Raw genomic sequence first — 26,151 nt, 5'->3', positions numbered from 1 at the left:
TGGAATTAGCGAAGGAAACATGCACCAGCAGTAGGTGAAGCATCAACCAGATAATCCGATGAGATGCCGGTCTGTCTCACTCTCATGCAAAGGTAAGATCAACCATTTAATCCGCTTACCCAGAAAAACCTGCAGTGCATCTGACATGATTATTGACCTGTTGCCAATTTTTTACTTTATGTATTTATACATCACGAAGATACCGAGTTCTATGGCTATTCGGGCTTATAGCCATTATCTACTGCCCATTCCATCATTTCTTCCATCTCATCAGTAATACAATCATGAGTCCAAAAGATATCTTCGATGGTAATTTCCTCTAATTCATCATCAGCTTCTTCAAAGAATTTGATCTTCGGGTTAGCTATTACATAACTTCTTAGCGCCTGTCTTAGAAAAGACATGCCAAGCACAATACAATCAAATGCTGAGCTCCCTTCTAATATCTTGTCTTCTGTTATTGGGCCAATGCATACCACACGATATATCCAAATATTTTCTTCTTGGCGCTTAATATCTTTAATTTGCAAAAGTAAGTCTTCAACTTTGCGCCTACTATTTCCACACTTTATGGATGTAGTAAATTCTAACTCCTTCATAAAGGAATCCTTATTCTATTTACCCATTGGTAACGCAACTGATGGCAATGAATCAGATGTAATAACTACAAAATCCCTATTTTTTGGTTTTTTTCATAGATCGAGACAAGAAACCAAAGTGGGCACCTACGGACCTATTTTGCCCCAATGGAACCCATCTGAGAGAAACTCTACCAGGGAAGTTCTTTGGGCCACCTTCTTTTGTTTTAAAGAAGGGGTATTCATCACAATCTTGACCAGCCGGAGCAGGACGCTTACAACCTCCTCGCCCACCTCTAGTAGCATACCACCTTCGATTGCCTGAAGTGTTTGGTTTATATGTCAAAACAATAGTAGTTGCAGTTTGTGCATCACGAATATGATCCCGTATATCAGGATTATCGTAACCAACAATTAGCAGGTTAATCCTTAGCCCACATTTATTCTTTTTACGTATGCAGCGCCTCAATGTTGTTAATGCTGTTTTAGTAGTTGCCCTTCCTCCTACTTGCAAAGTTGCACCTACAGCTCGACTAATAGCAAACGAGAGGTTTTGAGTACTCATAGTAGCTAGCGTTCCACGAATATTAGACGCAGTACCAAAACTGGATAAACCAAAATTGCCTGTAGGATCAGCCCAATTAATGGGATCTGCATTACCATAGGCATACTTATTCAGTGTGACAGGTGCTTTATCAACCCCCATCCAAGTATCCATTTGGGTAAACCGCCCCTGGTCCTGGGCGTAGTACCTTGCCCGCAGATAGTACTGGCCCAGAGAGGCATCGTACTGTTCACCAGTATAGAGGTAGCTGTTCTCAGTCGAGCCCTGGCTGTTCGCCAACACCCCGAACGCATCGTAATGGTAGCCGTCTGTTAAAGAGCCGGTTTCGTCCGCCAGTGCGCGGGTGGAACCGTGGCCGTCGTACAGATAGTAAGAGGTGATGCCCCCACGAGTCTGGGAGACGAGGTCGTCGCCGTATGTGTAGCTGACCTCCGAGCTTCCATTGGCGACTTCTGCCAGTACCTGTGCGTAATCGCGGTTGCTGTCCACGACATATCGAGTGGTCTGGCCGCCGTTCGATTTGCGGGTGGCGGTGTATCTGAAAGTGGCTGTTGCGCCCAGCGTTAGTGCTTGGCGGCATTAGACCACCACAGCACCCACACCATTAAAAATAAACCGATACAAACCAGATAAAAGTAGGACCCTACAGAAATAACTAACGGGATTCAAAATATTATTATCTTAAGTTCTATATATAGTTAACTAATGTACTTATTTAATCTAAGTTTTTTAATGTTATTACTTCTATTTTCCTCGAGGACTTCTTTCGTACTCCCTTCAGATAAAGAATTTAGTAACTGTTTTGCACCACTACGTGATTCACCTATATCAAGGCCTGAATTAATAAATTTCATTATGAAAGCCTGAGAACTTTCATAGCTTCCTAACGACGCTAGGCAGAAGCCTTTCACTAACAATGGAAAAGTCTTTGCATTATCTGATATGGACTTTTCAATTCCCTCCATAGTAAACCTATCATTCAAGAACTGAAACAAATCAGGCAATCGATTAATTATATACTCTATTACATCATCCAATGAATCTTGGCCATCAACTTTTAAAACACCTTCCTTTTCAGGAAACCTTTCAGCAACTATACCTGAGCCAAGTGATATATTGTTTTGACATAAAGGGTGTGCCGCACACCACAAATAAACATCATTTTTATTTGGAAAAATTTGAACGTGTAACAACACATCCTCATTTAACTTAACAAATTGTTTTGGCTTATATTTCTTAAAACCTTCAGATTCCAGAAAAGGACTTAATGAAACTAGAAGAGCATTGGCTATATCATTTGCCTTTAAACTACCTGACATATACTTACCTCCTCTTCTTTGAAACAAGAATTTCAATCACATCGGCGCCATCAAACACGTGAGACAAACGACCATTACGTTTTTTAGACGCTCCCCGTCCCGTTTTCAAATCAAATGCAAGCAGTGTCTCACCTGTTTTAGTGCTAAGTATAGCGACATCAATACCTAGAGCTCCTTTCTTTCTACCTTTAACTTTTTTACCTGAACCTTCAATTCTGAACACTTCTGCTGCAACTCGTAATCCAAACTTCTTGTACTTGCCGTTCAGGTCCTTAATTAACTTCTCAAATTCTTTATGTGCCGCAGTGCCTTTCGTTGCTGCGCTTGCAAACTTAACACCCCCAGCTTCTGCTAACAAAATATTTAACAATGATTGCTTAGCAATAGCAATGAGTTCTTCACCAACAATGCCAAATGTTTCTCTACCAGCACCTGTTAATACGCGAGATACTAAAGACCTGCCTCCTGTAGTAGCTGTAGTACTTAGAATCCCATTCACACGTAAACTAGCACCGATACTACTCAGGCCAAAGTTACCAGTAGGGTCAGTCCAATTAGCAGCATCACCGTTTGCATATAAGTACTTATGCAAACTTATAGGATCAAACTTATTCCCCATATAAGTATCTTGTTGGGTGAACCGTCCTATGCCTGAGTCATAATATCTCGCCCTTAAGTATTGCTGCCCTATGAAGAAATCTAATTGCTCGCCCGCAAACAAATAACTATTACTGCTAGAGCCAGTAGAGTTTAAGAGCTCACCAAACGCTTCATAGTTATAAGTATCGGTAACTACTCCTGAACCATTAGATAAAGCTCTTGTGGAACCTAAACCATCATAATTATAATAATAAACACCACCTAACCTATCCTGACTAATCAGATCATCACCATAGGTATACTGAACTTGAACCATATCGGCGGAGTCAAGTTCAAACAACACTTGGGCATAATCACGATTACTATCTACAACAAACTTGGTTTTAACGCCTCCTACCGTTTTAGACGTTCTAATTCCATCAATATTATAGGTGTAGCTACTGTTAGTCGTAGTTCCTGATATTATTTTTTCAACACCTATCAGCTTATCTTTTGCATCATAGATATAAGTAGTTAGTTCAGAATCAATACCTTCCGTTAAGGTGTTCCCGTTATCATCATAGGCATACGAGGTGCCACCTTGTGAAGTTAAACGGTCATTATCATCGTAAACGTATGTCGTACCCACGCCATCAATGATGCTGTAGGTCCGGTTTCCAACCTTGTCATGCTGGTATTCAGCACTGTAATTGCCATTGATTGGGTCTGTCACCAGTTCCTTGGTCAGCCGGTACAGTTGGTCATAACTGTAAAGAGCCACCCGCCCATTGTGGCGTTCCTCAACGCTGGTCCGCCGCCCGGTTGCATCCAGCGTATAGCGGTAGTCTGCCAATACCTGGTTCAGGGCATTGGTGGTGGTCAGCTTCGTCAGGCGATTGAGTGCGTCATAGTCGTAGGCGGTTTCGTTTCCATTTGGATAAGTGACCGACTTGCGGTTGCCCGCAGCATCGTAGGTATAGGTAGTCGTGCCCTCACTGTCGGTTACTGTTTGCAGCCGATTAAGAACATCGTAGGTGTAGTTGGTTGTGACCGAATCACCGCCCGTCAGAACTGTCACTCTCGTCCGGTTACCGGCGTTGTCGTACTGGTACTGTATTACCGAACCACCAGGCTGGGTTTCTTCCGTCAGGCGTCCCATGTTGTCGTAAACGTACTGGGTCGTACCTTCCGTTGAAGTAGCCGTCTGCCGGTTGCCTACTGCATCGTAGGTGTAACTTTCCTCATCTCCACTGGCATAGCGGATTCTGACCAGGCGACTGCGTGAATCGTAGGAATAGCTGGTGGTGTCACCGTTAAAGTCGGTGTGACTTACGCGGTTGCCTCCAATGTCATAGACAGAGGTTTCCGTTTGAGCCATTGGCAGCGTCCGGCTCAGTTCACGCCCTTCACTATCGTAGGTCCAGCGGGTTGTCCTGCCTTCGGCATCCGTCTGGGTGAGCTTATTGCCGGCCGAATCGTAGGTGTAGGCGGTTTCTCCACCCGTGGCATCGGTTACCTTGGTAAGGCGGCCAAGTGCATCATACTGATATTCCGTTTTGCGGCCCCTCTGGTCTGTCTCCGATAGCAGCCGGCCCATAGCGTCGTAGTTGGAATGCAACTCCGTGCCATCATGGAAGCGCGTGCTGATACGTTGATCCAGAGTGTTATAGGTATACGTTGTGGTGTGGCCACGGGCATCCGTTTCGCTCGCCAGGTTGCCATCGGCATCGTAGCTGAAGCTGTGTCGGTTACCGAGAGCATTGATTACCGCGGTCCTGCGCCCGGCTGCGTCGTACTCGTACTGAGTAACCTTGCCCAGGCCGTCAGTTTCCCGGATTACCCGTCCGACGGCGTCATAGGCCGTACTGGTATGGCTACCATCCGGATAGACTGTGCGGACAACCCGATTCAGGGCATCGTAAGCATAGGTAGTGGTCCGGCCCAAGGCGTCGGTTTGCGACACCAGGTTTCCTTCCCCGTCATAGGCTTTGGTTTCAATGGAGCCGTCAGGGTGTAACGTCTCGACCAATCGGCCATAGGCGTCGTACCGGTATTCGGTCCGGTTTCCACGGCCATCAACCGTCGCCGTTTCATTTCCGGCCAGGTCGTACTCGGTAGCGGTCGTACTACCATCAGGGTAAACCGTCACAGTTAACTGACCATTGGCGTTGTATACGTAAGAAGTTACATCATCAACGGTAGCGCCACCGACAGTCCGGGAGCGTGTTTCGGTCAGCACGTTGCCGTTAGCGTCGTAGGTATAACGCGTGGTGTTGCCCAGCGGATCTGTTTCCGTAAGCTTGTTGCCATCACTGTCGTAGGTGTAATTGGTGGCGTTGCCGTTCAGATCAGTACTGCGGGTCACGAGCCCCTTGGCATTAATATTATTGCCGGCAATATTACCTTCAGGATCGGTAACACTCAGCAGGTTGCCTACGGTGTCGTAGGTATTCCGGAACAGGTTCCCACGAGCATCCTGAATGGTCAGTTCCTGGCCTCGGCTGTTATACGTAAACGCGACCGTATTCCCCAGTTCATCCGTGGCGCTAAGCTGATTATTGCGCGCATCAAAATTCGCATGGGTGGTGTTACCCATGGGATCCACCTGGCTGATCTGGTTCCCCTGAGCATCGTATGCGTAGTTCCAGGTGTTCCCGGCGGCATCCACCTGGGTAGTAACGTTACCGAGCTCGTCGTAGTAGTAGAAGGTGGTGTAGCCATTGCGGTCGGTGACGCTGGACTGCCGGCCTTCTACATCATGGTTGAACTCGGTGCGATTGCCTTCGTTGTCTTCCTGGGCAATCAGGCGGCCGCTTTCATCAAAGATGTTGCGAACCATGCGCCGGCCCATGGGGTCAATAATGTCCAGCAGGCCATGGCTGCGATTGTAGGTGTATTGGGTCGCGTTACCCATGGCATCGGCACTGGCGATGAGGTTGTTTTCGCCGTCATAGCTATAGACCAGCCGCTCTCCACCTGGCTTAACAATGGCGGTGATACGACCATCACCATCCCGTTCGAAAACGACGGACTTTCCGCTTGAATGGAAGATTCCATTTTGAGTGTAGGTCAGCGTATTGCCGTTGGGGTCCGTCACCTTCTCGATGCCGAACGTCTGGTCGAGGGTATATTTGTAGCCGGTCTCTGTGGTCAGTTCATACCGGCTCGGGTCCACTGGGCTGGAGTAGTAGCCATTTTCCACCAGGCTGTCGCCCATGAAGTAGGCATTGTTGTCGTTCAAAGCCCGAAGGGTCGACCGGGTGTCACCAACCGGCGTGAACTTGAGAGTCACATCCCGAATTACGGTTAAGGTATTGCAGGTAGGCGACGCTGAGGTCTCGAATTTCTCCACATCACCGCCAGGCAGCGTGATGGTAATCACTGGCGCACCCAAGGGCTCGATACAGAAATCGGTTAGCATTCCCATGGGGCCACTTCGGTACTCGTTCAGTGTCCAATAGCGACCCGGGACCCTGGATTCTTCTACTTTTATGTCCTGATAGCCCACGCTCCAGCCGTGACCGAAATCCAGTGCTTCATGGCGCCTGCGACTATCATAAGTCCGGGTCACCTGAATGGGGATGCCTGCCAGCGGAACCTCCAGATCCTGCAAGGTTATGCTGAAGTTACCAACCTTAAGATCGCCCTCAACCTGAAGAGACATCATGTCAGAAGCTGAGAGGTTATTAACATCGATCGCAATGATGGCCAGGTCGTACTGGCCATTGGTCAGCATCGTGGGATCAAAAGTCGCAACGGCGGCCGAATTCTGGTTGGCATCGCCCTTGGCAATCACCTGCCACTGGTCGGTACCGGATGGCGCGACAAGTACTTCATAACCGGCAAGGTTGTCGTCGGTGATGGTGGCAATGATTTCCGTGGGTGCAGTGACAACGGTGCCGTCAGTTGGCCCCTCCAGTGTTACCACAGGACTGGCCGTATCGCCGGGATCGCGCACAGTCACTGTTGCGGTGGTTGTTACTGATGTTTCAGTGTCACTCACCGTGGCGGTAATAATCTTTGCGCCCGTGCCGACGGCGGTCCACATTGCTTCTCCGCTGCCATTGACAGGCAGAGGGGTACCATCAACATTCAAATTTATTGTGCGCTCACCTTTACCACCAGTGACCACCGTCAGAATGGTTACGATATCGCCTTCATCCACCGTTTGAGGGGAGGCGGTCAGCTCAACCTGCAACGGCTGTATGGCTTCAACAACTTCAATAGCGACATTCTGGTAGGAGCGCTCCTTACCGTCGTCGGCAAAAAATCTTACGTTCTGAATTCCAACCTGCGCAGACGCGGGCGACCAAGCTACCAAACCGGACGTATCTACTGTCATCCCGGCCGGCATGCTGACAGTCCCAAACGTGACGGCATCACCATCAGCATCCGTTGCCATCAACTGATAGCTGTATGTTTCGCCAACCACGACCGATGTCGGTGCTGCACTGGTGATGACAGGCGCAACATTGGGCCGCTCTGTGACAACAACCGTAAAGCTCTGGCTGGCACTGCCACCCTTGCCGTCGCTAACAAGCACCCTGACCGAATGATTGCCAAGCTGAGAGGGGGAAGGCACCCATGAAACGACACCAGAATCTGCCACTATGACCATACCAGCAGGCGCCTGAGGCAGGCTGTAGGTCAGAGCATCGCCATCATCATCGCTGGCAATCACCTGATAGGCATAGGTGCTACCAAGCTCCACACCTGGTGCAGGAGCAGACGTAATCACAGGAGCCGTGTTCTTTTCCGTCACAACCAAGTCAAATGCCTGCGAAACCCACGCACCTCTGTCGTCTTCTACAACAACAGTAACCGGGTGGGAGCCAACCTGAGCTGTTGATGGAGCCCAGCTTACCGTGCCGCTTTCTGAAACCGACATGCCAGCTGGTGCTTCACTTAAACGATAAACAAGCGCATCACCGTCCGGATCGGAAGCGATTACGGAGTATTGATAGAGCTCTCCCGCAAATACAGTAGTCACGGGCACTGAATCGATAATGGGCGGGTTCCCGCTAACAACAACTTCAACCTGGAAGGTTTGCGTATCTGACTGGCCAGCGGCGTCTTCCACCTTGACTTCAACTGCGTTTACGCCAATCTGACCCGATGTCGGCACCCAGCTTAACTGGCCGCTATTCGCATCGACTGTCATACCCGACGGACCGCTAATCAGCGCATAGCTGAGCGAATCACCGGCATCAGGATCATGAGCTTCAATCAGGTAGTTGTATTCAACCCCGGTGGCTGCATTAGCGATCGGTGTCGAGATGATTGTTGGAGCACGATTAACGGCAGTAACTTCAATGCTGAACGACTGTTCGTCTGACAGTCCTGACGGATCTTCCACAGTTACAGACACAGGATTCTGGCCTGCCTGGTTGTCTGCCGGTATCCAGCTTATAACGCCCGTCGCCGAATCAATGAGCATTCCTGTAGGGGCGGCACCAAGAACATAAATCAGCGTATCGGTCGGATCCGGATCAGCTGCTTTTACGGCGTACTCATAGGCTTGGCCAACACGGGCAAAGCCCACAGGCGAAGACGTGATCCTGGGTGCTTCATTGACTTTTGCTACCTGGACAGTCCACAGCTGCGTGGCCCTCAGGCCCAGTGGGTCTTCTACGCCGATCACGATTTGTTGATTGCCCACATCATCGCGGCCAGGGGTCCATTCCACGAGACCTGTATTGCTATCAATCTGCACACCCACAGGCGCAGAATCGAGGTGATAACTCAGTGCATCTCCATCCGGATCCGAGGCCAGGATCTGATAGATATAGCCTACGCCCTGTGTAGCGCTTTCAGACGGGGTACTGGAAATGACAGGAGCATGGTTCACTGGCTCGGGACGATCACGCATGTGCCGCGGAACTGCCGATACGACGCCAGACTCACAGACAGCGGCGCCAGCAGCATCCATCTCGGCAATGCGGTAGTAGTAGGTATTGTTGTTCTGCACACCGGTATCAAGATAGGTTGAATAGCGGCTGGTGGTCGTCACCAGTTCTTCAAACGGGCCATCGACAGCATCCGAACGCTGAACGGAGTAATGATGGGCGCCGGTATCCGACCACATGACCTGAACACGACCGGTCTTCGCCCGAGTGCGAACATCGCTGACGCACTCGCGAACGGTGACGCGATCACTGCCAGATACACCTGAAAGCCTCGGTGCGTAGGTTTCAAAATCGTAGGCCCCCAGCACATGTCCGGTCACTGTCATATTGAACAGGCGGGATTCCCCTGAGGGAACATCCTCACAACCTTCTGGTGAAGCGCATTCGTAAGAAACCGCAATGCCGGATGTATCACCACGAGCCTGCAGCTCAAGATTAACGCGAGAGGTCACGGTGCCGACTGAACTGAGAATGGCATCAACCATGGCCGCATGGCTCTGAACGCCATTGACCAGCACACCACCCGTTGCGGTCACAATGTCAGTTGCTTGGCTACCTGAATCGATTCCCTGCCCTGAGCCACGGGTGTTTACCGCAGCGACAGACACTCCGTTCAGCTCAAGAGCGGATATGACCTCCTGCATGCTTACGCTAGATGTGTGGGAATGGACATCCCCAAACCACACTATGATCTTCGCTGCACCATCACGCCATCCGGTGTCAGCGCCTGTTGAATAACCTCGGTCGGTAGAACCCTCACCATCAGTGGCGGCGCCAGATGTTGCCACCTGGTGGAGTGCAAAGAAATTCGCTTCTGCAGCGTCTCCGCCACCCCGGGCGTACCACTGATTGATAGCTGCCTGAACATCGTCTTTGTTTTCAGTGACCGGCTGGAGAAGCTGATAGGCACGGTCGGCCGCATTAGCAGCAGACCCGAATTCTCGAGGATCACCCAGATATCGCCCAACCCCAAAGGCAACGTCTACCCCTTCGAATCGTTGGTCCCCTCCTGCAATCGCATCCAGAATTGCGCGTGCGTTATCCTTAACGGCTTTAACGGCTCCCCCCATACTGCCCGTGTTGTCAGCCAGGAAAACCACATCCACACGGTTAGCGGCAGGCCCGGATTCACTGAGAGTGATGGAGCGCTGCACCGTAAGACTTTGTCCCTGCGCGATAGAGACGTTTATGGCGTCAGGTGATAGCAATGCGGCCTGTAGCAAGCCCATAGGAGCTGCCAGCAACATTGCAAATACAACAAACGATCGGAAAGAAGTCAGGGTGAGCATTATTAACGTCCTTGTCATCAGGCGAATGCCAGCCAGGCGCAAAGGCGTCACCCGGCGGGTTGCATTATCTTCTTGGTGTCATCTCAGGCAGGTGTGTAACGCAAGCGTCGTGTCGATACGGCTATCAGGCCCAGCGCCATCAATACCAGGGAACCAGGCTCAGGAACTGTAACTGGCACGTCCGCCCCGAAGATCTCCAGGGAACTCCAGAAGTACACCGATGCAGTGTCGTCGAAGCCTGGGCCAGTCTGGGGGTCTACATGTTCAAGATAAAAGCCGGAGGTTGCCAGCATGTCGCTCAGCGTCAGTGTGATGAGTGCCGTTTCACCTTGTGCGAGGTCAAAGTTCCAGCCTAGAGCAAGAGACACATCATCCGGGCGGTCAGATGGCAGGTGGTTAGTGTTGTCCAGAGCGCCCGCAATCACGTTGTCATAGATAGTGCCAAACGCATAACCCGGCTCGTCAATCTGCCAGCTCTGACCACTAGCAACGGCCCCGTGAGCTAAGCCATATTCGTTAAGGTAGGTATTCAGGTGGGCATCAAAATCCAGATCCAGGAACCCGATCCATGAGTGATTTCCCGCGCCAGACAGCTCAAAGGACAAAGAACCCAGACCGGTCGAAGGGTCCAGGAAGCCATCTCCCGGCATCGCATCACCCAAGTAAGCCTCAGAGACTACGCCGTCAATATTGAAAGCCCAATCTGTGAGATTTATAACGGCAGCATGGGTGGATAATGCAGGTACTAGAAGGCTGGCAGAAAGCACAGTCCTGGCAAGCAGATTTGAAAACATAGCCTGTTAACATTCCTTGTAATGTAGAAAAGTTAAATCCTGTTAACTCTTTCCGCATAATATTACATAAGTTTACACAAAGGAATAAAAACAGATGTTTTATACACTGCCTTCTCTGAAAGCTCACCGGAGACCAAGCTTTATTTGTCGAAGTGTGGAATCACAATAAAGTTGGTAACAAATCACCTCTGTAAGCCTCACTTTACTCGATCAAAAATCGGTTAGAAAAAATAAAGTTGGTAACTTTTGGGGCGTTCTACGAAAAAGACGTCCAAATTTATCATAAAAAAGTTGGTAACTTTTTTTGGCGAGCTTCCAGCGAAAGGTTCAAGCTTCCCGAAATGGGTCTCGAAAACGGTACGGATGGTCGTACAACCATCCCGCAAATTGGTGGGTGCATTTGCTAGTCAGCTACCGAGACTATAACTTACGCTCGTACTTTAGAAGCCCGCTTTTGCGGGCCAACCATCTCGGCAAAACCACAATGTGCCGCCCATTACCAAGATCCTGTATTTCTGAAATCTGAGAGATGGGCAGGACATAAGACTCACCGGCCATGCTCGCCAGGTAAAGGCTTCCATAGTCAAAATGCCCGCCAGTGACTTTGTAAGAACGCGGTGCGCGTCTTTCGGATCATTACATCAATCGCACAAGTTTCAGTCATAAACACTTGACGCCTGGGCTCAACCGCCGCACTAGCGATCGGTTGAAGCGCATGGTTAGACAGCCTTTGATTAGGGGCCCCTGCATCCTTCACTTGGCAGTTTTTTGGAGTCGCCATGCCTGCTCGAATGAGTGCGCACGCTTTCGACTTACCAACTGAAACTCTATTGACCCCGACGTTTTTCTAGCTGTCCAATAATTCCCAACTAGTTTCTCTGGCGATCTCGGAGGACCTTCTATGCCCAGTCGTGTAGCACCATAATGCATACGGCTGCGGGTTTGCTGTAATTCTATTTCTGGTTCATTTAAGAAAACCGTTGCTAGAATGAACTTGTCGCCAGGCTCCGCCGTTACTGACGCAGCGACCGTGGTTGATGATGACTCTTTCGTATACTGGCGAACGTTAATTTCGTCTACTGTTTGGGTAACGATAAGGACCGCATCTATTGGGCCACGCGGTTCGGTTTCCCCATCATAAATATAATCAGATTTAAGCTTCCCGACCCACGTCCCGGTTAAGTTAGGTGTTTTGGTTAGCAAGTGAACAATAGGCCAGTGCCAAGCCCAATGTTTGAATACGAAGGCCGTGGCGGTGAGCACGGCGACAGCTACCGAGAACGGTCCCAAGTAGCTCCATGTCAAAGTTTGCCCTTGTAGCAATAGATAGATAGCCCAAGTAGCGACGACCAATCCTACAATGATGGTTGCATACGCCCTATTCACTTGCTGAACCCGACATGCTGCCAAGCTTTCAGAAGGAACGAATGTGCTCCAGCTTTGGTCCACGGCTGCTCGCTACCAAAAAGCCATTTTAGTCCGCTAACCTCCAAGTAGACCAAATCATCTGTTTCTGGCTTTGTGCCATTCCAAACCTCAGTGATTACAGCTTTTAAGTCGTCGTATAAGTCGCCTTGCTGGAAGCAGCCATCTGAAGCATTGAAAGCCAAGCATTCCAACAAAAAAGAGGGCACGTCAGCGGCTTTTCGTGTCGCCTCGTCTGTACTCTGTTTCATATCGTCGCGAAGACATTTTAAAACTCTTGCGACGCGTTTATATCGACGACCAGTGCGGTTGTTTTTGTCAACACCATTTGCATAGTGGTCTCCATGCCAGTTAATAATTCTTGAATTATCCTTACCCCTCATTTCGACACCTTCTAAATAGTGCCATGTCCCGTCCGCGTTTTGCTTCCCGGTGTACCTATGATGCTCTAGGAAAACCGCAACGTCCGCGTCTAGTCGAGCAGTGTTAGAGTGGACGTCAAATGCTTTTGAGCCAGCGGTCACTCCGTCTGCGCCAAACTTGGCGCGTAAAGCTTTTCCCACATCTTCGCGAAATGCTTTTAAGCCGTACTTCACTCCACCTGCATGACCTAAGTCTTCTGGTTGAGGCGGCTTACCATTCGGATATTTTGAGAAGAAACAATCGTGGAGAACCACGGCAATATCAATGTCACTTTCGTTTCTAGTATTCGTATTGTTTTTATAGGAGCCTGTTCCATATACGCTTATTCTTTTGCCTTCCAGAGGAGCATGCCCGGATATCGCGTCGTCCACCATTCTTGCGGCCCGGTCTGCCTTAGCTTCTTCACTATCGCTCGGTGGTCGAGACCATCGAGAGAATCGGTCATTCCAGTACTGAGACATAATCGCTCCGAGTATTGGTGAACTTATGGGTTACTATCGTTCCTGGATTTAACACGAGCCTAACGTTCATGCCGGGAGAACCCGGACGCTAGTAGAAAGAGACATCATGATTGTTATTTTTCCCGAGCTGGCGCAACACTATCCGTCCGACGGTTTTGCGATCTGTGAAATACTTGCCGGAAAGCTCTAACTGGCAATTACCTTCCAACTGAACGCGACGTACGTCAAAAATCGTCGAGCCACAATAGCTTGGCCATGCGGGATTCTTCGGGTCAGCGCGATAAACGTAGTACAGTTTCTTTTGCCCGGCTTCCATGCTGGGCGTTGTGTCGAGCGTGACAGATTTCATCGTTTCACCATGGATATCGATTTCCGTGGAAAGCAAAGTTTGGCGAACTACAGCTCGAACCTCTATGGCCTTTCCATCTTCGAGGGTTATCTCACCCTGCCACGTTCCATTCAGGTCAGGGTAGATGGACTCGTTAATATACCCTATGAATGCCCAAATCTTCCGCGAACACGAAGGGAGCATTAGTAAGGTCACTATAAATGTGCTGACAATTGAGGAGATCGTGACGACCTTAAATAGAGAATAATCTGGAAGCCATATGGCCTGAACAAAGGCGTAGATTCCGATACTCAAGGCGACAGTTGTGTACGCCACATACTTGAGTAGTGAATCAAACCGGATAATCCGAACCATCTAGATTTCTCCAATCCTTGAATATCGGTGTATACAGTTCTTACCGTTACTCTTCGCAGATAGAAGGGCGATGTAGGACTGACTCAGTGACTGACCTACCCCCGCTGAGAGAGTAATACCCTCTGGAGCAAACTTGCAGAGTTCCGTGAAAGCGCGCTCAAAATCAATATCACTTTCTATTGAAGCTGCCACACCGTCTGCAGCACAGAAAATTACCTCAAACCCCTGCCCCTTGAGGAAATTGGATATTTTTTCCGTGGCACCTTTCATCTCATCACAGAATTGAGAGAGCTTAGCTGTCGCATTTTCAAGATAGAGTGACGTGATCTTCCTGCCCACATCGTCTCCATCTATTGAGATGTAGTTCAAATTAACCTCTACGAATCTGAATGGCATTGCTTTGAGGAGCTTGCATCAAATCTCAGCCGTTGCGTTAGCTTTTTTCCAGCGGGCTAATGGGCGTAATTTGTTCCTGCTCAATCCACGGTAAGCCTGTACCCTGACACTTACCGAGATCCTCAAAAAGCGCAGAGATTGCAGCATAACCTCGCGCTGACTCAATCGCCTCCATCAACCCTACGACAGGTATTGCTTTGAGTTCGTCACCAATCTCAGATGGTACAGGAGCATCCACCCCCATAAGGTATGGCTGAATATCGATATCAAGTCGTTTCGCCAGAAACGCCAGGATTCTATAACCACCCACGTCACGATCGCCCCAGTGATAAACCGGCACCTCATCTTGGACGTCAGCGATAATGATCTCTATTGCATGCAGCCAGGCACGGGGCGGGAACCCAGCGGTGTAAATGACGACACCCGCATCATCAATCTCCCGCACATACCGCTCAAAGCTGGCTCGGTTTTCAATGAAGAGCAAATACGGTGGTCGTTGGCGCCACTCAATACCTTTAATTTCATCCGGGGAAACACCGATCCCGTAGTGGAGCGCGGACAAATCAACAACACCTCGGCAGAATAGCAGGGCGTTCGCTTTAAACCGCATTGGCATTGGGTATTTGCTGATCCCATAATGCTCCAGCAACTTCGGTCCATCGTCCATCAGGTTTGCCACGTCATCATCCAGTTGACCGACCATCAAACGACGAATCAGATTCGCGAAACTCTTCTCCTCAAGCTTCTTGGAGTCATTAAAGAGCATCGTGCTGAGGGTTCTCATCTCAGGGACTGGCGAGGTGTCTTCAGACTGAACGATCCACTCGACAACCTTCATGGCATCGAAAAGCCGCGCGGATTGCTGTCGCTTAACACCATTGAATGTTTTGTTGGCTGACCATGCCTCCGCTATATCTCGCTTAGTCGTTTCCCACCAGGGTATATTGAATTCTGCAGCCTCAAGCTGTTCGAAGGCGAGCTCTATGTCATCCGCCAACGGGGTTAGCCCTTGAGACGCCATGAGCCGGCATCCATCAGTAATTTGAACCGCCTCAATATGCTTGAATGCACCCAGGGCCACTCTACGCTGATACTGAATGTCGAGATGCTCCAGCGCTTCTAAACTTCGGTGAAGGGCTGTCTTCGCACTATTGTTAAGTGCGAAGTACCACCGATAGGCGTGATCTGTAATGCGTATCCGTGCTTGGGGCACTACACCATCCGGCCTATCGATGTGCTTGATCAGTTGCGCGAGAAATGTCTCGACGTGATTGCTCATACCCCAGTGATTGTCTCCGCTTTGGCTTTTAATTCAGCGGCTCGCTCAATGACAAGCTCAGGGTGGTAGACAGGGTTGCGTTGATCAATCAACTTATGCCCTCCCTCGAAAATTTTTGTGTGGTCGATAACCACATCACGACCTTCCCGGCAGATGGTATAGATCTGGTCCATTTCCTTACCGATCTTGAGGGTGACCTCAGGCGGCGCAGCCACTATTAGCTGCAGACCAATCTCTTTCAGAAAGGCAACGGCACCACTGGCGTTCCCCCCATCCATATTGTTGAACGCTTCATCCAGGAGAACCAGAGAGGCACCCCGAGGAGAGTTTTCACGAATCTTGTAAACATTCATGAAACTCGCCGCCAGAGCGATATAAGCGGGAGTCTGCTTCTCCCCGCCAGAACCGGTGCTTTGCATTTCGGTTACCCGACGCTCTTCACCCGTATTGGGATTACGCATTTTCATATCGTATTGGAAGAACGAGCGGTAATCCCGGATCTCATTAATCAGGTCATCCCCAGAGATCAGAGCCTCTTTCAGCAGTTCGAGGGCCGGATGCTCGGAATCTTTCTCGAATAAGGTGCCAACCAACTCGGCCTGCTCCCTATCCACGGTTGTTATGTATTCGTAAACAGTGGCCAAGCTCTCGGTCTCACGGAGCTTGAAGTGAAAGCTGTAGATGTTGTCGTGGAAAGGAATTCTCTTGAGAACACTGTTGAGCTGCTGAAAAGTGTATCGCATCTGCTCAAAGCGATTCTGAAGCTCCCCAACGATGATGCCCCGGAAGTTCATTTCCATTTGCTCGGCAGCTTCCTGGGCAGCTTGTCGATGATCTAGGAGCTGAGCGGCGAGGATACGCTCCACCCAATCGGTGCAATCAGTCTTAATGACAAAATAGGCCTCAGGGTCATCGTTCTCAGGCTTGGCAGCCTCCAGAAGTTCAGTCCGATTGGCAATGTCTTCTGAAAAATCATTGGTGAATTCGATCACTTTTACATGCAGGTCTCCACGTGATCTCAGTTCTTTTTCCCGGGCGGTATTTTTCTTCCCTTCCGCCTCATTGCGAATCAGTGCGTAGTGACCGTCAGCCCCCTCATATTTCTGTTCATAGGCTTCCCAGCGTTCCAGCGCCTTATTCGTGTCGTGCAATTCCGATGCCTCTGTCTTGCGGCGTTGCTCCTGGGCCCTCTCCAGTAAAGGACGAACCTGCTCTAAGTCAGCTTTCAGGCTTTTGATGGTAGCCTCTGCCTGTTGTTTGTCGTTTCTTGCCTGTGTGATTTTTTCATTGCAGTCATGATAGTTCTGGTCAGCCTTCTCTTTGGCGCACTTAAGGCGCTCATCTTCAGAGGTAAGAGGCTGCAGCTGTTCCCTGGCATCGGAGAGAGCTTGCTCGTAGGCTGCTAGGTTTTGACTTTGCTCTTGCAGCGCGACGGCGCCATCGGTGACCGCCGCACAAAAGCCCGCCCACTGACGGTTAAGCTTACTCAGCGTTATCGCCGGGCCATTAAACCTGGCAACTCGCTGTGCCAGGTTATCAAGGTCTTTTTCCAGCCGATCCAGCTGCTGAGCTTTGGCATGTTTACCAATCAGCAGACCGTCAATTTGAGAGGTGCCGCCAATCGTTGCGCCGCCTGCCGTTAAACCGGAGGCCATCAGTGCTTTACGTTCGCGCCTGAGTTCGTCACGGGTCGCGGCCATCTTGGTTCGATCCAAGATGATGTTCATGAAGCCCCGGGCTACCGGGTCCTGGGTTTCGATCAGTGTTGAGACCATTCCTGCAGTGGGAGATTTGTTTTCGCGCAGGGCTAGATCTGGATTGATAAGGCGTGCTCGCCTGATGCGTGGGCTTTGTTTCTGGGTGGCTTCGTAGATCTCAAGTGCGTGACCGAAATCTTCTTTTGCAACTACGAGAGCTTCGCGATTCGGTCCGAGATAGGATTCAACAGCTTCTTGCCACTCTGAATTGGTGATCTCGCAAACATCACAAACGGGCACCGCCTGAATACCCTTCTGCTTTAATAGTTCAATGGTTAGGCTGGTTGACGCATGAATGTCCGAAAGCCCCTTCTTCAACCTTTCAACTCGCGATTGAAGTGCTTCTCCATCATCGTTGATTTGTTTCAGTTCATGGCTGACATGTTTATCTGCCGTTTCAAGCCGTGTGGAAATTTCATCTAGGACCGGCCTGGCATCCAGAAGAGCCGCAGTTACCTTTGCGGTATTTTCGTGATCTGATGAAGTGAGACTGGCAACGTCAGCGCGGGCGAGAAGATCGGAACATTCGGCCCACTGCTCCGCCAGTTGTTCAAAACTGGTAATGTCTAAAGTGTCAGCAAAGCGTTGGCGACTGATATCACCCACCGCTTTTCTGAGGGAGGTGTTTAGCTCAGCGAAACGGGTAGTTGCATGCGTGACATTTTTCTGTGCCGCCTCGACGGCTTTACTCAGACTTGCGGCATCTGAGTTTTGCCATGCTATCAGAGCATCCTCATGACGCTGTTTGAGATCAGGCAGTCGAGGGGTTTGGTACTTAATCGTTCGTTCTGCTTCATCAAACTTGTCTAGCTGCTGATCCAGACGGTCCTCAAGATCACTGTTTTGCTCATCAAGCCTGGCCGCTTCAGCCTCCTGTGAGACCCATAACTCAAAGTGAGCATCGGCCCGGTGCCTCGTCACCTTATCTGTTTCAGTGATCAAAGCTTCACGAACCAGTTTGTGACTCTCCGCACGCGCGATTTCATCCTCGATGCGACGGTGCTCAAGCAGATCCTCGCGAAGCTGCTCTGTTTCTATGGGTTGGGGCGGCAAAATGAAATCGCGGATAAACGAATCAATTGGACTATCCATCTTCAGCTGTAACGCACTGGACAATGTTTTGACCAGCATTTCGGGCTCAATTTTCCCACCGCGCGTTTGATCAACCGACATCATCTCGGCGAACTTTTCGCGCATAATCCTTGCCCCGTCGATCATCTCGTAGCTCATCGAACCCCGGTACTCTTTGGCGGTCGACTTCATACGATCAACGAATTCACGCCACGGTAAAAAGGTGTCCTCCGAGGATAAAAGGTCTACCTCGGAAACATGGCGCCCTTTGAGGATGTGACCACGAGTTTCAATGCTGGCCGATTGCTGAGTAGCGTGGATAGAGACCCCAAACGAATAGGGCTGCTGGTGGTGGTCGTACCAATTCAAGAAAATGTAGGTATTGGCACTTTCCCGCTCGAAAGTGGTGACATCGTTTTCCTTGAATTCGCCCAACGCGTAGCTTCTGGCAGAGCGTCCCGACGCTTTTCCGTCAGAAGCTGCGTTGTAGCTAATACGCCTTTGATCTCCCCCCATCAGAACAAACTGGATAGCATCAAATATCGTTGTTTTCCCGGCCCCATTCTCACCCGACAACAGAGAGGCGGCTACACCCACATCCAGGGTTTCCAGATCCAAGAGATACCACTGTGCGAAAACAAAATTTTGAAGGAAATGCGCTGGCATTGGGTTATTCGGCGTTGTCATCAGACGCCTCCGCAGGTTCAGTGGTCAGGTGTGACTCATCTCCGGGTTCTGAGTCTGTAGCGTAGCTGTTCATAAAGCTTTCGAGCGATCCAAGAAAGGCCGGGCCTACCACTCGCGTTATATTAGGCAACACCGTCACATCAGGAAGCTTGGTGTCCGGATCTCTGGGCCCAAGTTCAATGATTCCCCTCTTTCGAAGGGTATCTAGAGCCTCGGTGGTAGCGGTCAGTATCGGTCTTTCACCTTTAACTTGCTCATACTGATTAAGCAGCTCCACGGATGGCGGCATGACGCGGCCGAGGTCCGTGCGACCCATCGAGGCCTCAGTGTCATACATTTTGCGCAATATCAGCAGAAACACGGTCGCCGTGATATCCAGCTGGCTTCCAGTGCCTCTGGGCAGCACCCCCACATACCCAAAGTTGCGATCGTAATACCAGTCCATGTCCAGTGCATCGAATAGCTTATGGAAATATGTGGCATTGTCCTCGCAGACTTTGAAGTGCTCTTTCTGGCCTCGCTTACCTTTCCAGGCCCACTGCTTCTGGAGCAGGTAGGCTGCTGTTTTTCGAAGAGTGTCGGCGTAGTCGTCGGAGTTTCGCGACGCAATTTCTTTTAGCTCTCTCAGCACAATGTCATTAATCATTTCGTGATATCTCCGAGAAGGCCTGCCTGGTGATAATCAGTCGACGACCGGCCATGTATTCAAGCTGAGTCCATTCCTGCTCGTCGAAGGTAACGCTGTACTCAGCTAACAGGGGATAAAGAGCGTGGGTTTTGGAAACACCTTGCGCCAACAAGCGCAGGTGCAACGCTGCCATCATGTCGTCCGCAGTCTTGATGATCAGGTCATCGGTGGTCATCTGAGCTCGGTCGCCCATATTTGTCTCAATAAACCTCACCACACGGTCAGGGTCATATCTCTGGAAGTGAATGTGCTCTTGTTTGAGCTGGTTATAGGCTCGCTTTTCCCACAGGGGCTTGGATTGCCTGCGAACCGTTGCGACCGCCGGTACCGATTTCGCCTTAGGTTTGGCCAAACGGCTTTCGGAAATTAATTTTTCGCTGATCACCGGACTGGGCAGGGTTTCAATCGAATCATTCCGACCAATACGATCAAGCAAATCCTCGATCTGTTGGCCTATATTGCTGGGAGTGTGCACGGTGTATTTAATTCTTTCATGCATTCGACGGGTAATGCGCCGCGCATAGTCCTGTGTTTTTTTGAACAAGGGCCCAATACCGTCAAACGCAAGACTCAGTCGATCCAGATCGGCTTCGACCGTTTCAGTCGATGGATTCGCTATATCGTCTCGCTGGTATGCCTTAGCACACACCTCCAGCCGCTCCGGATTAAACCGTATATCACTTACCAGCTTGCGAATTTTGCTGGCGTGAAGGTTGGGGTTGCCCTTCAACGCGAGTTTCTCAATATTCGGCAGAAATAGCTCACCCAGGTACTCTTCAAAGTAGAAATTGAAGTTCCCACTGCCTGACGCGTCTCCGCCGCTAATCACATGGTGTATTTCGCGAATATTGCCCACGAGGGCTCGGAGGCGGTTGAGGAAGCCTTCCATGTCATCGGCTGCTTTCCGGATCAAAGACCCATTGGCCGGATCCTTAACCACTTCGGCAAGATTAGAGCGCACCGACAAGCAAACCACACCAAGCGATGGGTGTTCAGCACCCATACTCCTGAGGAATTGCAGTAGTCGCCTACCTTCTTGAGCCATCCAGACCACATAACGGTATCCGATTTCCAGCTCTTCTCGGATCCATCCTGTATCGCGCAACCGGTAGTAAACATAATGTTCTGGGCTTTGCGGGGTGGTTGCGGCCTCACCTGATTCAATTTCCAGGCGTAAGTGACTATTGGCGAGATAGTCGCGAAGAAAAACTCTCACCTGTTGTGGCGTCGGCTCATCCGCCAGCTGCGCCGGATCAAGAAACGCATCGAGCTCTACTAGCAGGTCGAGCATTAACCGCCCATTATCGCCAGCGATCGCTTTGAACAAATTGGTGTTAAGTGTGGCGAAACTCACCGGCTCATCCCTCGAAGATTGACACCCGAACTTACGGGGAACACTATATTTTATACACCCCTATATTTTATATTGGTAGCTGATATTTATACAGTATTGGCTTAAAATTCTGGACATATGAACGCAACCAGCAGCTAAAGGGCCCTGCCATGCAGTATTTGCAGTACATAAAACCTGCGATCAGCGAAGATACTAGCACTCTGTCTGCAGCGAATCTGGCTGGTCGACGGATTGAGGCCGGGGCCTTTTCGCACCCACAGTGGCTGCGTTTGTGCTTCATCGAACGTCAACTGTTATGGGAGCGGCGGCTGACCACGACCATGCTGATGGAAACGTTCGGAATTTCGCGGCCTCAGGCTCAAAAAGACATCAAGCTCTATCAGCAGATCGCTCCGACAGCGATGAAACCCTACCAACTTGGCATTCCCTACCATCAGCCAACGGAAACCTTTGAGCCGGTGCTGTTATCGGGCGAAGACCTCCAGTGGCAGTCAATTGAAGATTACGCGCCGCCCAGTGCTGGGCATGCCACAGAAATGCCAATGCTTCAGCGCCGGCATGATTTGACGGTTCTGGCTCGATTGTTGTCGGCTATTGAACACAAGCGATCTATCGAAGCTGTGATCGCAACAATGAGTTCCCCAAAGGGCCGGACCAGGCGTTTAACTCCGACAGCTGTTGCCTTCGTTAACAACCGTTACCACGTTCGTGCCTTTTGCTGGGACCACATGGGTTATCGAGACTTCCTAATTGGCCGTTTCAACAGCAATCCAGAAGTTGTTACGGCACCAAGGAGCGATAAAAGCTCGGGAAAAAATGCGTCCGCTTTCGAGCAGTACAAGGGAGTACCACCTGAAGCAGATACCGATTGGGAACAGATTGTTGAGCTTGAGTTGAAGCCGAACCCACACCTCAGTGGTGAGCAGCAGGCATTAATCGCGTCTGATTATGAGCTTGAAGAAGGTGGCGCCTGGAAGCGGGTCACTATGCGCAAACCCTTGATCGGGTATTTCCTTGTCGACAATCGCATTCCTTCGAGCAAGGTCGAATACGAAATGGCTGTCCATGATAACCCTATAGCTTGGCCTGTCTTTGCCTATACAGCAGATTCGAATAGGCCTGCACACGAAGTTGGGTTCAAACCTGACTAAGCCGACAACTGCCGGCTTGGTCCAGTTCCGAACGGTACTCAGGAGCTAGCGAAATTTTGGTACCTAAGGTCGACTCTGGATGCATCCAGGGGCGGTAGAGCAAGCTGTCGCCCGGTTCGGTAGAATAATAAATTGGATGCTACAGGATGGGATAAATTGCCTTACTCAAGACCTCAAACGCGAAATCAATCTGGTCTCTACTCTGTTCTTCAGAGCGTATCCATCTTACCTCGATACCTGCATAGTTTGCCCAGTCGAGAGCCTGCTTGAACCTCAGACGACGATTGGTCTTTGCGCACAGTTCCATGTATTGGTTCACCAGGCGGTATTGGTGGCGCCCAGCCCGGTATTTTCCCAGCGTGTACGCTTTCTCGCTGTGCTCAAAGGCGTCTGCGAAACGTTCTGCTCTGTAGAGGCAAATCGCTCTAAGCCATGGGCCAAGCCAAGCCAGCTGTTCTTCCAAGTTGGCCAAGGATAATTCTTGCTCGAACCGATCAACGTCCAACTCTGTTGTCCGCGTATCTCGCTTCAGTTCAAACCCTCGATTGAGCAGGCGCTCAAACTCCCGGCTGGGAAACCAGGCGGAGCTAAACAACATTTGATCCATGCGGGTGACCACTGGATACTGTCCAATATCACGTGCGAGCTTCTCGATAACAACCGGCTTGAATGGGTTTTCGGGATCACCAGCATAGAGCTTTTGAAGAGTCTCAAGCGCTCTCTTTTTCTTGAACTGGAAGAACTCTGAGTAGTGTGAGCATGCTCCTTGCCACACCGGATCTGGGAGCTGACTCAGATCGTCTGTTTTATTTGCCCGTTTGAGCTCGTTTCGAAACTCCTTCACTTCATCGGCAATTGTAGTGAAGTAGAGCCGCACGCTTGTAGTCAGTTGCTTAAGCACGCCCACTCCATAGACCGCCAGAATGTCCTTGCATACAGCCGTCGATATTCGGGCCAGTGTAAGTCGCAGCGCAATGGATGAGCTCAAACTCTCAGGGATCTTTCGAGTACCTTCCTGCAGCGCCAGAGAAGACTGGAAATTGGCCAGCAACGAAGGCAAGGACGGAAACGCATCGTCTCTTACCCAGTTTCCAGCATTCTCAAGGTTCTGTTCTAACGTTGGATTATCTGAGGCTGGGCCTCTTCCGGGAGCGTGGAATTGTATTTGTGAACAATCCGCTTCGGAATAGATCCAGCGAATGACCTTAGCCATCGGCCAGACAATCTCATCATCAGTGGAGATGTCGGGAAGAAACATATCCAGATAGGGTACCAAGTCTTCTCCGGACAACTTGTGCTGACGAAGCGAATGGAATGTGGCGGCTTCCACCAGAGCTGATGTGGCGCGAGTGAACAGAAAATACAGCAGCGTATCGTTCTTTGGGCGGTATGTGCCTTCCTCGATTATCGTCCGGTTGTATTCTCGATATAGATCAGCCAAGACACCCAGGATTATCCCTCGGACCTGCTTGTCGTCCAGATACTGGGAAAGGCGTTCATCGAATGTCGCAAGAGCCTTCTCAAAATTCTTTGTGAGCTGGCCCTCTTCGTCTTTGAGTCTGCTCAGTAGCTTCTGAAAACTTCTAGCCTTGTCGCGGAACTCGGAGTCGCGATCGTACTTGGTGGGTAATAACCCGAAGGCTTTGAAGGCATAGGTGACCAACTCACCTTGCGTTGGGAAACTGATGGATTCTGTCATATTCATTTGGGAGGCAAGCCCCCAGCAGCGTGGGGGCTTTGAACCTTTCCGCTTCCTTATCGTTTGCGATTTGGGTTCAGCTGGCCGCCACGGTTGCCATTAACGTGGGCGTTGGCCGGATTTGTTCCATTAGTACCGCGATTCGAATTCAGTTGATCCGAGTGGTGATTCGCGTTTTGGTTTGTGCCTTTGCTACGTGACTTGGACATATCTGTTTCTCCTATCAGTGAATGCGATGTTGCGGTTCAACTGTAGACTCAGACGCCCATGCTCGGCTGCTGGAATTTTTGCGACGGTTTTTTCTGGAGCAAGGCCCGGCTTGGCCGCTGACGCCCAAAAGCGGTCATTCGTTCACTCTCAGGCGTCAGCTCTCACGTAATCGACTTTGATAGAAAATCTTTGTCTACGGAAATCCGTGTTCAAGTTTGGCGATGACGCTTCTGAGAATTCGAATGCGTGCGAGGCTATCCATGAAATCGATCGGCCTCTCGTTCCCGAGAACCTTAATCGGTTGGTTTAGCCAGCATTCTGCTAGCTTCACATCGCCATCAAACGCCTCAATGGCCGCTTCCCTGGCAGCTTCCCGCTGTTCCTCCAAGGTATTGATTTGATCCTTCACGAGCGAATCTCCAATAGTTTCTCACTGCTTTCTGTAAGCATCAGTCCTGTCAGTAACAATAGCCCGGCGACCTAGGTTCCGGGCTATCCAAGATCGCATCCGATACCGCTACCAATGGGTCAATGCAATCTGCCTTGATCCGAGCCCAAGCAATCCAGTCTGCAAGTTCCTCACTTGTCCTGCCATCACTTACCGCTGATTGCTCAACTGCATCGATATATTGTCGTAACCGTTCTGCTTCCAGCCACTGCGCAGCACTCGCCTTCAGCTTCTCAAGTTGCGCCAGCTCTTGTTTCCGAAGCTCCACTTGACGGTCATACCGGTCTTTTGCCTTTTGCCAGGCGAGACGCCTGCGTTCCTGTTCTTCGGTGCGAATACGTTCCTCTTCAATCAGGTCCAAAGCACCGGCAACAACCTGGTGCAGCCTTTGCTCCAACGAGGTCTTAGGGGTATCACTCCAACTTCTTGAAGGATAGATGCCGATTGAAATCGTCAGCTTCCCGGTCGGGTGGTAGTCATAGTCAGGCGGACTTGGGTAATGATATCCGGCCCCCCAACGATTTGGAGATCGTCGCCAGCGCTCAATGGCTTTTTGCTCCGCTGCGGTTACCTTATGTTTGGTTCTGGCAACATGCTCGCTAATGGCTATTGGCAACGAGGTGTCGCCAATTCCTATCAAAGTACGACTCTTCTCAGGATCCACCCATACTTTTATACCTTGGCGCTCAAGCGCTTTTATCAGCGTATCGCCTACCAATAGTGCCCTATTGATGGCGCCGTGAGTCACTTCGAAATCGAATATTTCTGCCGACGCTGAGCGCAGCCCCTTGTAGTTGTCCCACCCTGCCTTTCGCTTTAATCGCTTGGATGCAGCTTGTATCAGTCGATGCGGTGACTCCAGTTCCTCTGGCACCGCGATTAGCCCGATCCGTTCCTGGGCGGTGATGGCCTTTTTCCGAGAGGCATCGGGGTTGTTCGGATCATAGGTGGGCGATCGACTGAGAGGCAAAGAGCAACTTACAAACTCCCTGGCGATTGGAAGCGGGAGTTTTCTGGGTGACTTTCCGGCATTGATTTTTGCCCAGTAGCCCCGAGGCGGCAAAGGTATTCTGTACTTACGACACACCTTTCCCAATGCAACATCAGAGATCCCGTAGCGAGGTGCGACCCGGGAAACCGGCTCAGTCCATACCTCCTCGTATAGCGACTCCCGAGTAATTGCAGCAGAAGTTTCCATGGATATAAGCTCCTCCACTTGAAGAGTGACATTTTTCATATATAGCTGAAAAGCCGAACGAACACTTAACAGTCTCCTAGCACCCACCTGGTCGCCGATAAGAGGATTGTTAATTTCTCAGGAACTCAGTAACCCCATTTGTTGGCATCCGAAATGCTGCCTGAACTTTCC

Annotated in this window: 17 protein-coding genes; 1 reads left to right on the top strand and 16 read right to left on the bottom strand. The window is 50.3% G+C overall.

What is annotated here, in order from left to right:
* Positions 1-215: 215 nt before the first annotated feature.
* The 13 genes from FE848_RS05160 to FE848_RS05100 form a co-directional block, all read right to left on the bottom strand.
* Positions 216-599 (bottom strand): hypothetical protein, encoded by a 384-nt coding sequence (locus FE848_RS05160; RefSeq protein ID WP_200201667.1) that lies wholly within the window; start codon positions 597-599, stop codon positions 216-218.
* A 76-nt stretch (positions 600-675) separates the two neighbouring features.
* Positions 676-1,632, bottom strand: coding sequence for an RHS repeat-associated core domain-containing protein (locus tag FE848_RS05155; protein WP_200201666.1), 957 nt, complete (start codon positions 1,630-1,632; stop codon positions 676-678).
* 209 nt (positions 1,633-1,841) lie between these two features.
* Positions 1,842-2,462 carry a hypothetical protein gene (locus FE848_RS05150; RefSeq protein WP_200201665.1) on the bottom strand — a complete coding sequence of 207 codons (621 nt, stop codon included), beginning with the start codon at positions 2,460-2,462 and terminating at the stop codon, positions 1,842-1,844.
* A gap of 4 nt (positions 2,463-2,466) precedes the next feature.
* Positions 2,467-10,236, bottom strand: coding sequence for a putative Ig domain-containing protein (locus tag FE848_RS05145; RefSeq protein WP_200201664.1), 7,770 nt, complete (start codon positions 10,234-10,236; stop codon positions 2,467-2,469).
* 83 nt (positions 10,237-10,319) lie between these two features.
* Complete coding sequence (locus FE848_RS05140; RefSeq protein ID WP_200201663.1) at positions 10,320-11,030, bottom strand: PEP-CTERM sorting domain-containing protein; 711 nt, start codon at positions 11,028-11,030, stop codon at positions 10,320-10,322.
* A 753-nt stretch (positions 11,031-11,783) separates the two neighbouring features.
* Complete coding sequence (locus FE848_RS19025) at positions 11,784-12,416, bottom strand: hypothetical protein (protein WP_200201662.1); 633 nt, start codon at positions 12,414-12,416, stop codon at positions 11,784-11,786.
* On the bottom strand, positions 12,413-13,339 hold the full coding sequence (locus tag FE848_RS05130; protein WP_200201661.1) for a nucleotidyltransferase domain-containing protein: 927 nt from the start codon (positions 13,337-13,339) through the stop codon (positions 12,413-12,415). Before FE848_RS05130 ends, FE848_RS19025 begins: the two co-directional genes overlap by 4 nt.
* Positions 13,340-13,427: 88 nt before the next feature.
* Entirely contained in the window at positions 13,428-14,042 is a 615-nt protein-coding gene (locus FE848_RS05125) for a hypothetical protein (RefSeq protein WP_200201660.1), read from the bottom strand.
* Positions 14,043-14,411: a mCpol domain-containing protein gene (locus tag FE848_RS05120; RefSeq protein WP_200201659.1), complete on the bottom strand. Its 369-nt coding sequence runs from the start codon at positions 14,409-14,411 to the stop codon at positions 14,043-14,045.
* Between the two features lie 64 nt (positions 14,412-14,475).
* Positions 14,476-15,717 carry a Wadjet anti-phage system protein JetD domain-containing protein gene (locus FE848_RS05115; protein WP_200201658.1) on the bottom strand — a complete coding sequence of 414 codons (1,242 nt, stop codon included), beginning with the start codon at positions 15,715-15,717 and terminating at the stop codon, positions 14,476-14,478.
* Complete coding sequence (locus FE848_RS05110; RefSeq protein ID WP_200201657.1) at positions 15,714-19,232, bottom strand: SbcC/MukB-like Walker B domain-containing protein; 3,519 nt, start codon at positions 19,230-19,232, stop codon at positions 15,714-15,716. Before FE848_RS05110 ends, FE848_RS05115 begins: the two co-directional genes overlap by 4 nt.
* Entirely contained in the window at positions 19,216-19,878 is a 663-nt protein-coding gene (locus tag FE848_RS05105; protein ID WP_200201656.1) for a DUF4194 domain-containing protein, read from the bottom strand. The genes FE848_RS05110 and FE848_RS05105 overlap by 17 nt, the downstream gene beginning before the upstream one ends.
* Positions 19,871-21,274: a Wadjet anti-phage system protein JetA family protein gene (locus tag FE848_RS05100; RefSeq protein ID WP_200201655.1), complete on the bottom strand. Its 1,404-nt coding sequence runs from the start codon at positions 21,272-21,274 to the stop codon at positions 19,871-19,873. Before FE848_RS05100 ends, FE848_RS05105 begins: the two co-directional genes overlap by 8 nt.
* Positions 21,275-21,423: 149 nt before the next feature.
* Here FE848_RS05100 and FE848_RS05095 point away from each other — a divergent pair, with 149 nt between their 5' ends.
* Positions 21,424-22,425: a WYL domain-containing protein gene (locus tag FE848_RS05095; RefSeq protein WP_200201654.1), complete on the top strand. Its 1,002-nt coding sequence runs from the start codon at positions 21,424-21,426 to the stop codon at positions 22,423-22,425.
* A gap of 139 nt (positions 22,426-22,564) precedes the next feature.
* Here the strand turns inward: FE848_RS05095 and FE848_RS05090 are convergent, their stop codons facing one another.
* From FE848_RS05090 to FE848_RS05080, 3 genes are all read right to left on the bottom strand, one after another.
* A complete protein-coding gene (locus FE848_RS05090; RefSeq protein ID WP_200201653.1) occupies positions 22,565-24,130 on the bottom strand; it encodes a hypothetical protein in 1,566 nt (521 codons plus the stop codon).
* A gap of 397 nt (positions 24,131-24,527) precedes the next feature.
* Positions 24,528-24,743: an MbcA/ParS/Xre antitoxin family protein gene (locus tag FE848_RS05085; RefSeq protein ID WP_200201652.1), complete on the bottom strand. Its 216-nt coding sequence runs from the start codon at positions 24,741-24,743 to the stop codon at positions 24,528-24,530.
* A gap of 49 nt (positions 24,744-24,792) precedes the next feature.
* Positions 24,793-25,980: a hypothetical protein gene (locus FE848_RS05080; protein ID WP_200201651.1), complete on the bottom strand. Its 1,188-nt coding sequence runs from the start codon at positions 25,978-25,980 to the stop codon at positions 24,793-24,795.
* Positions 25,981-26,151: the final 171 nt, after the last annotated feature.

It is taken from the genome of Marinobacter sp. 1-3A (assembly GCF_016597775.1).
Lineage (GTDB): Bacteria > Pseudomonadota > Gammaproteobacteria > Pseudomonadales > Oleiphilaceae > Marinobacter > Marinobacter xiaoshiensis.
The sequence above is the reverse complement of the archived record's forward strand: the minus strand, read 5'-3'. Positions and strand labels throughout refer to the sequence as shown.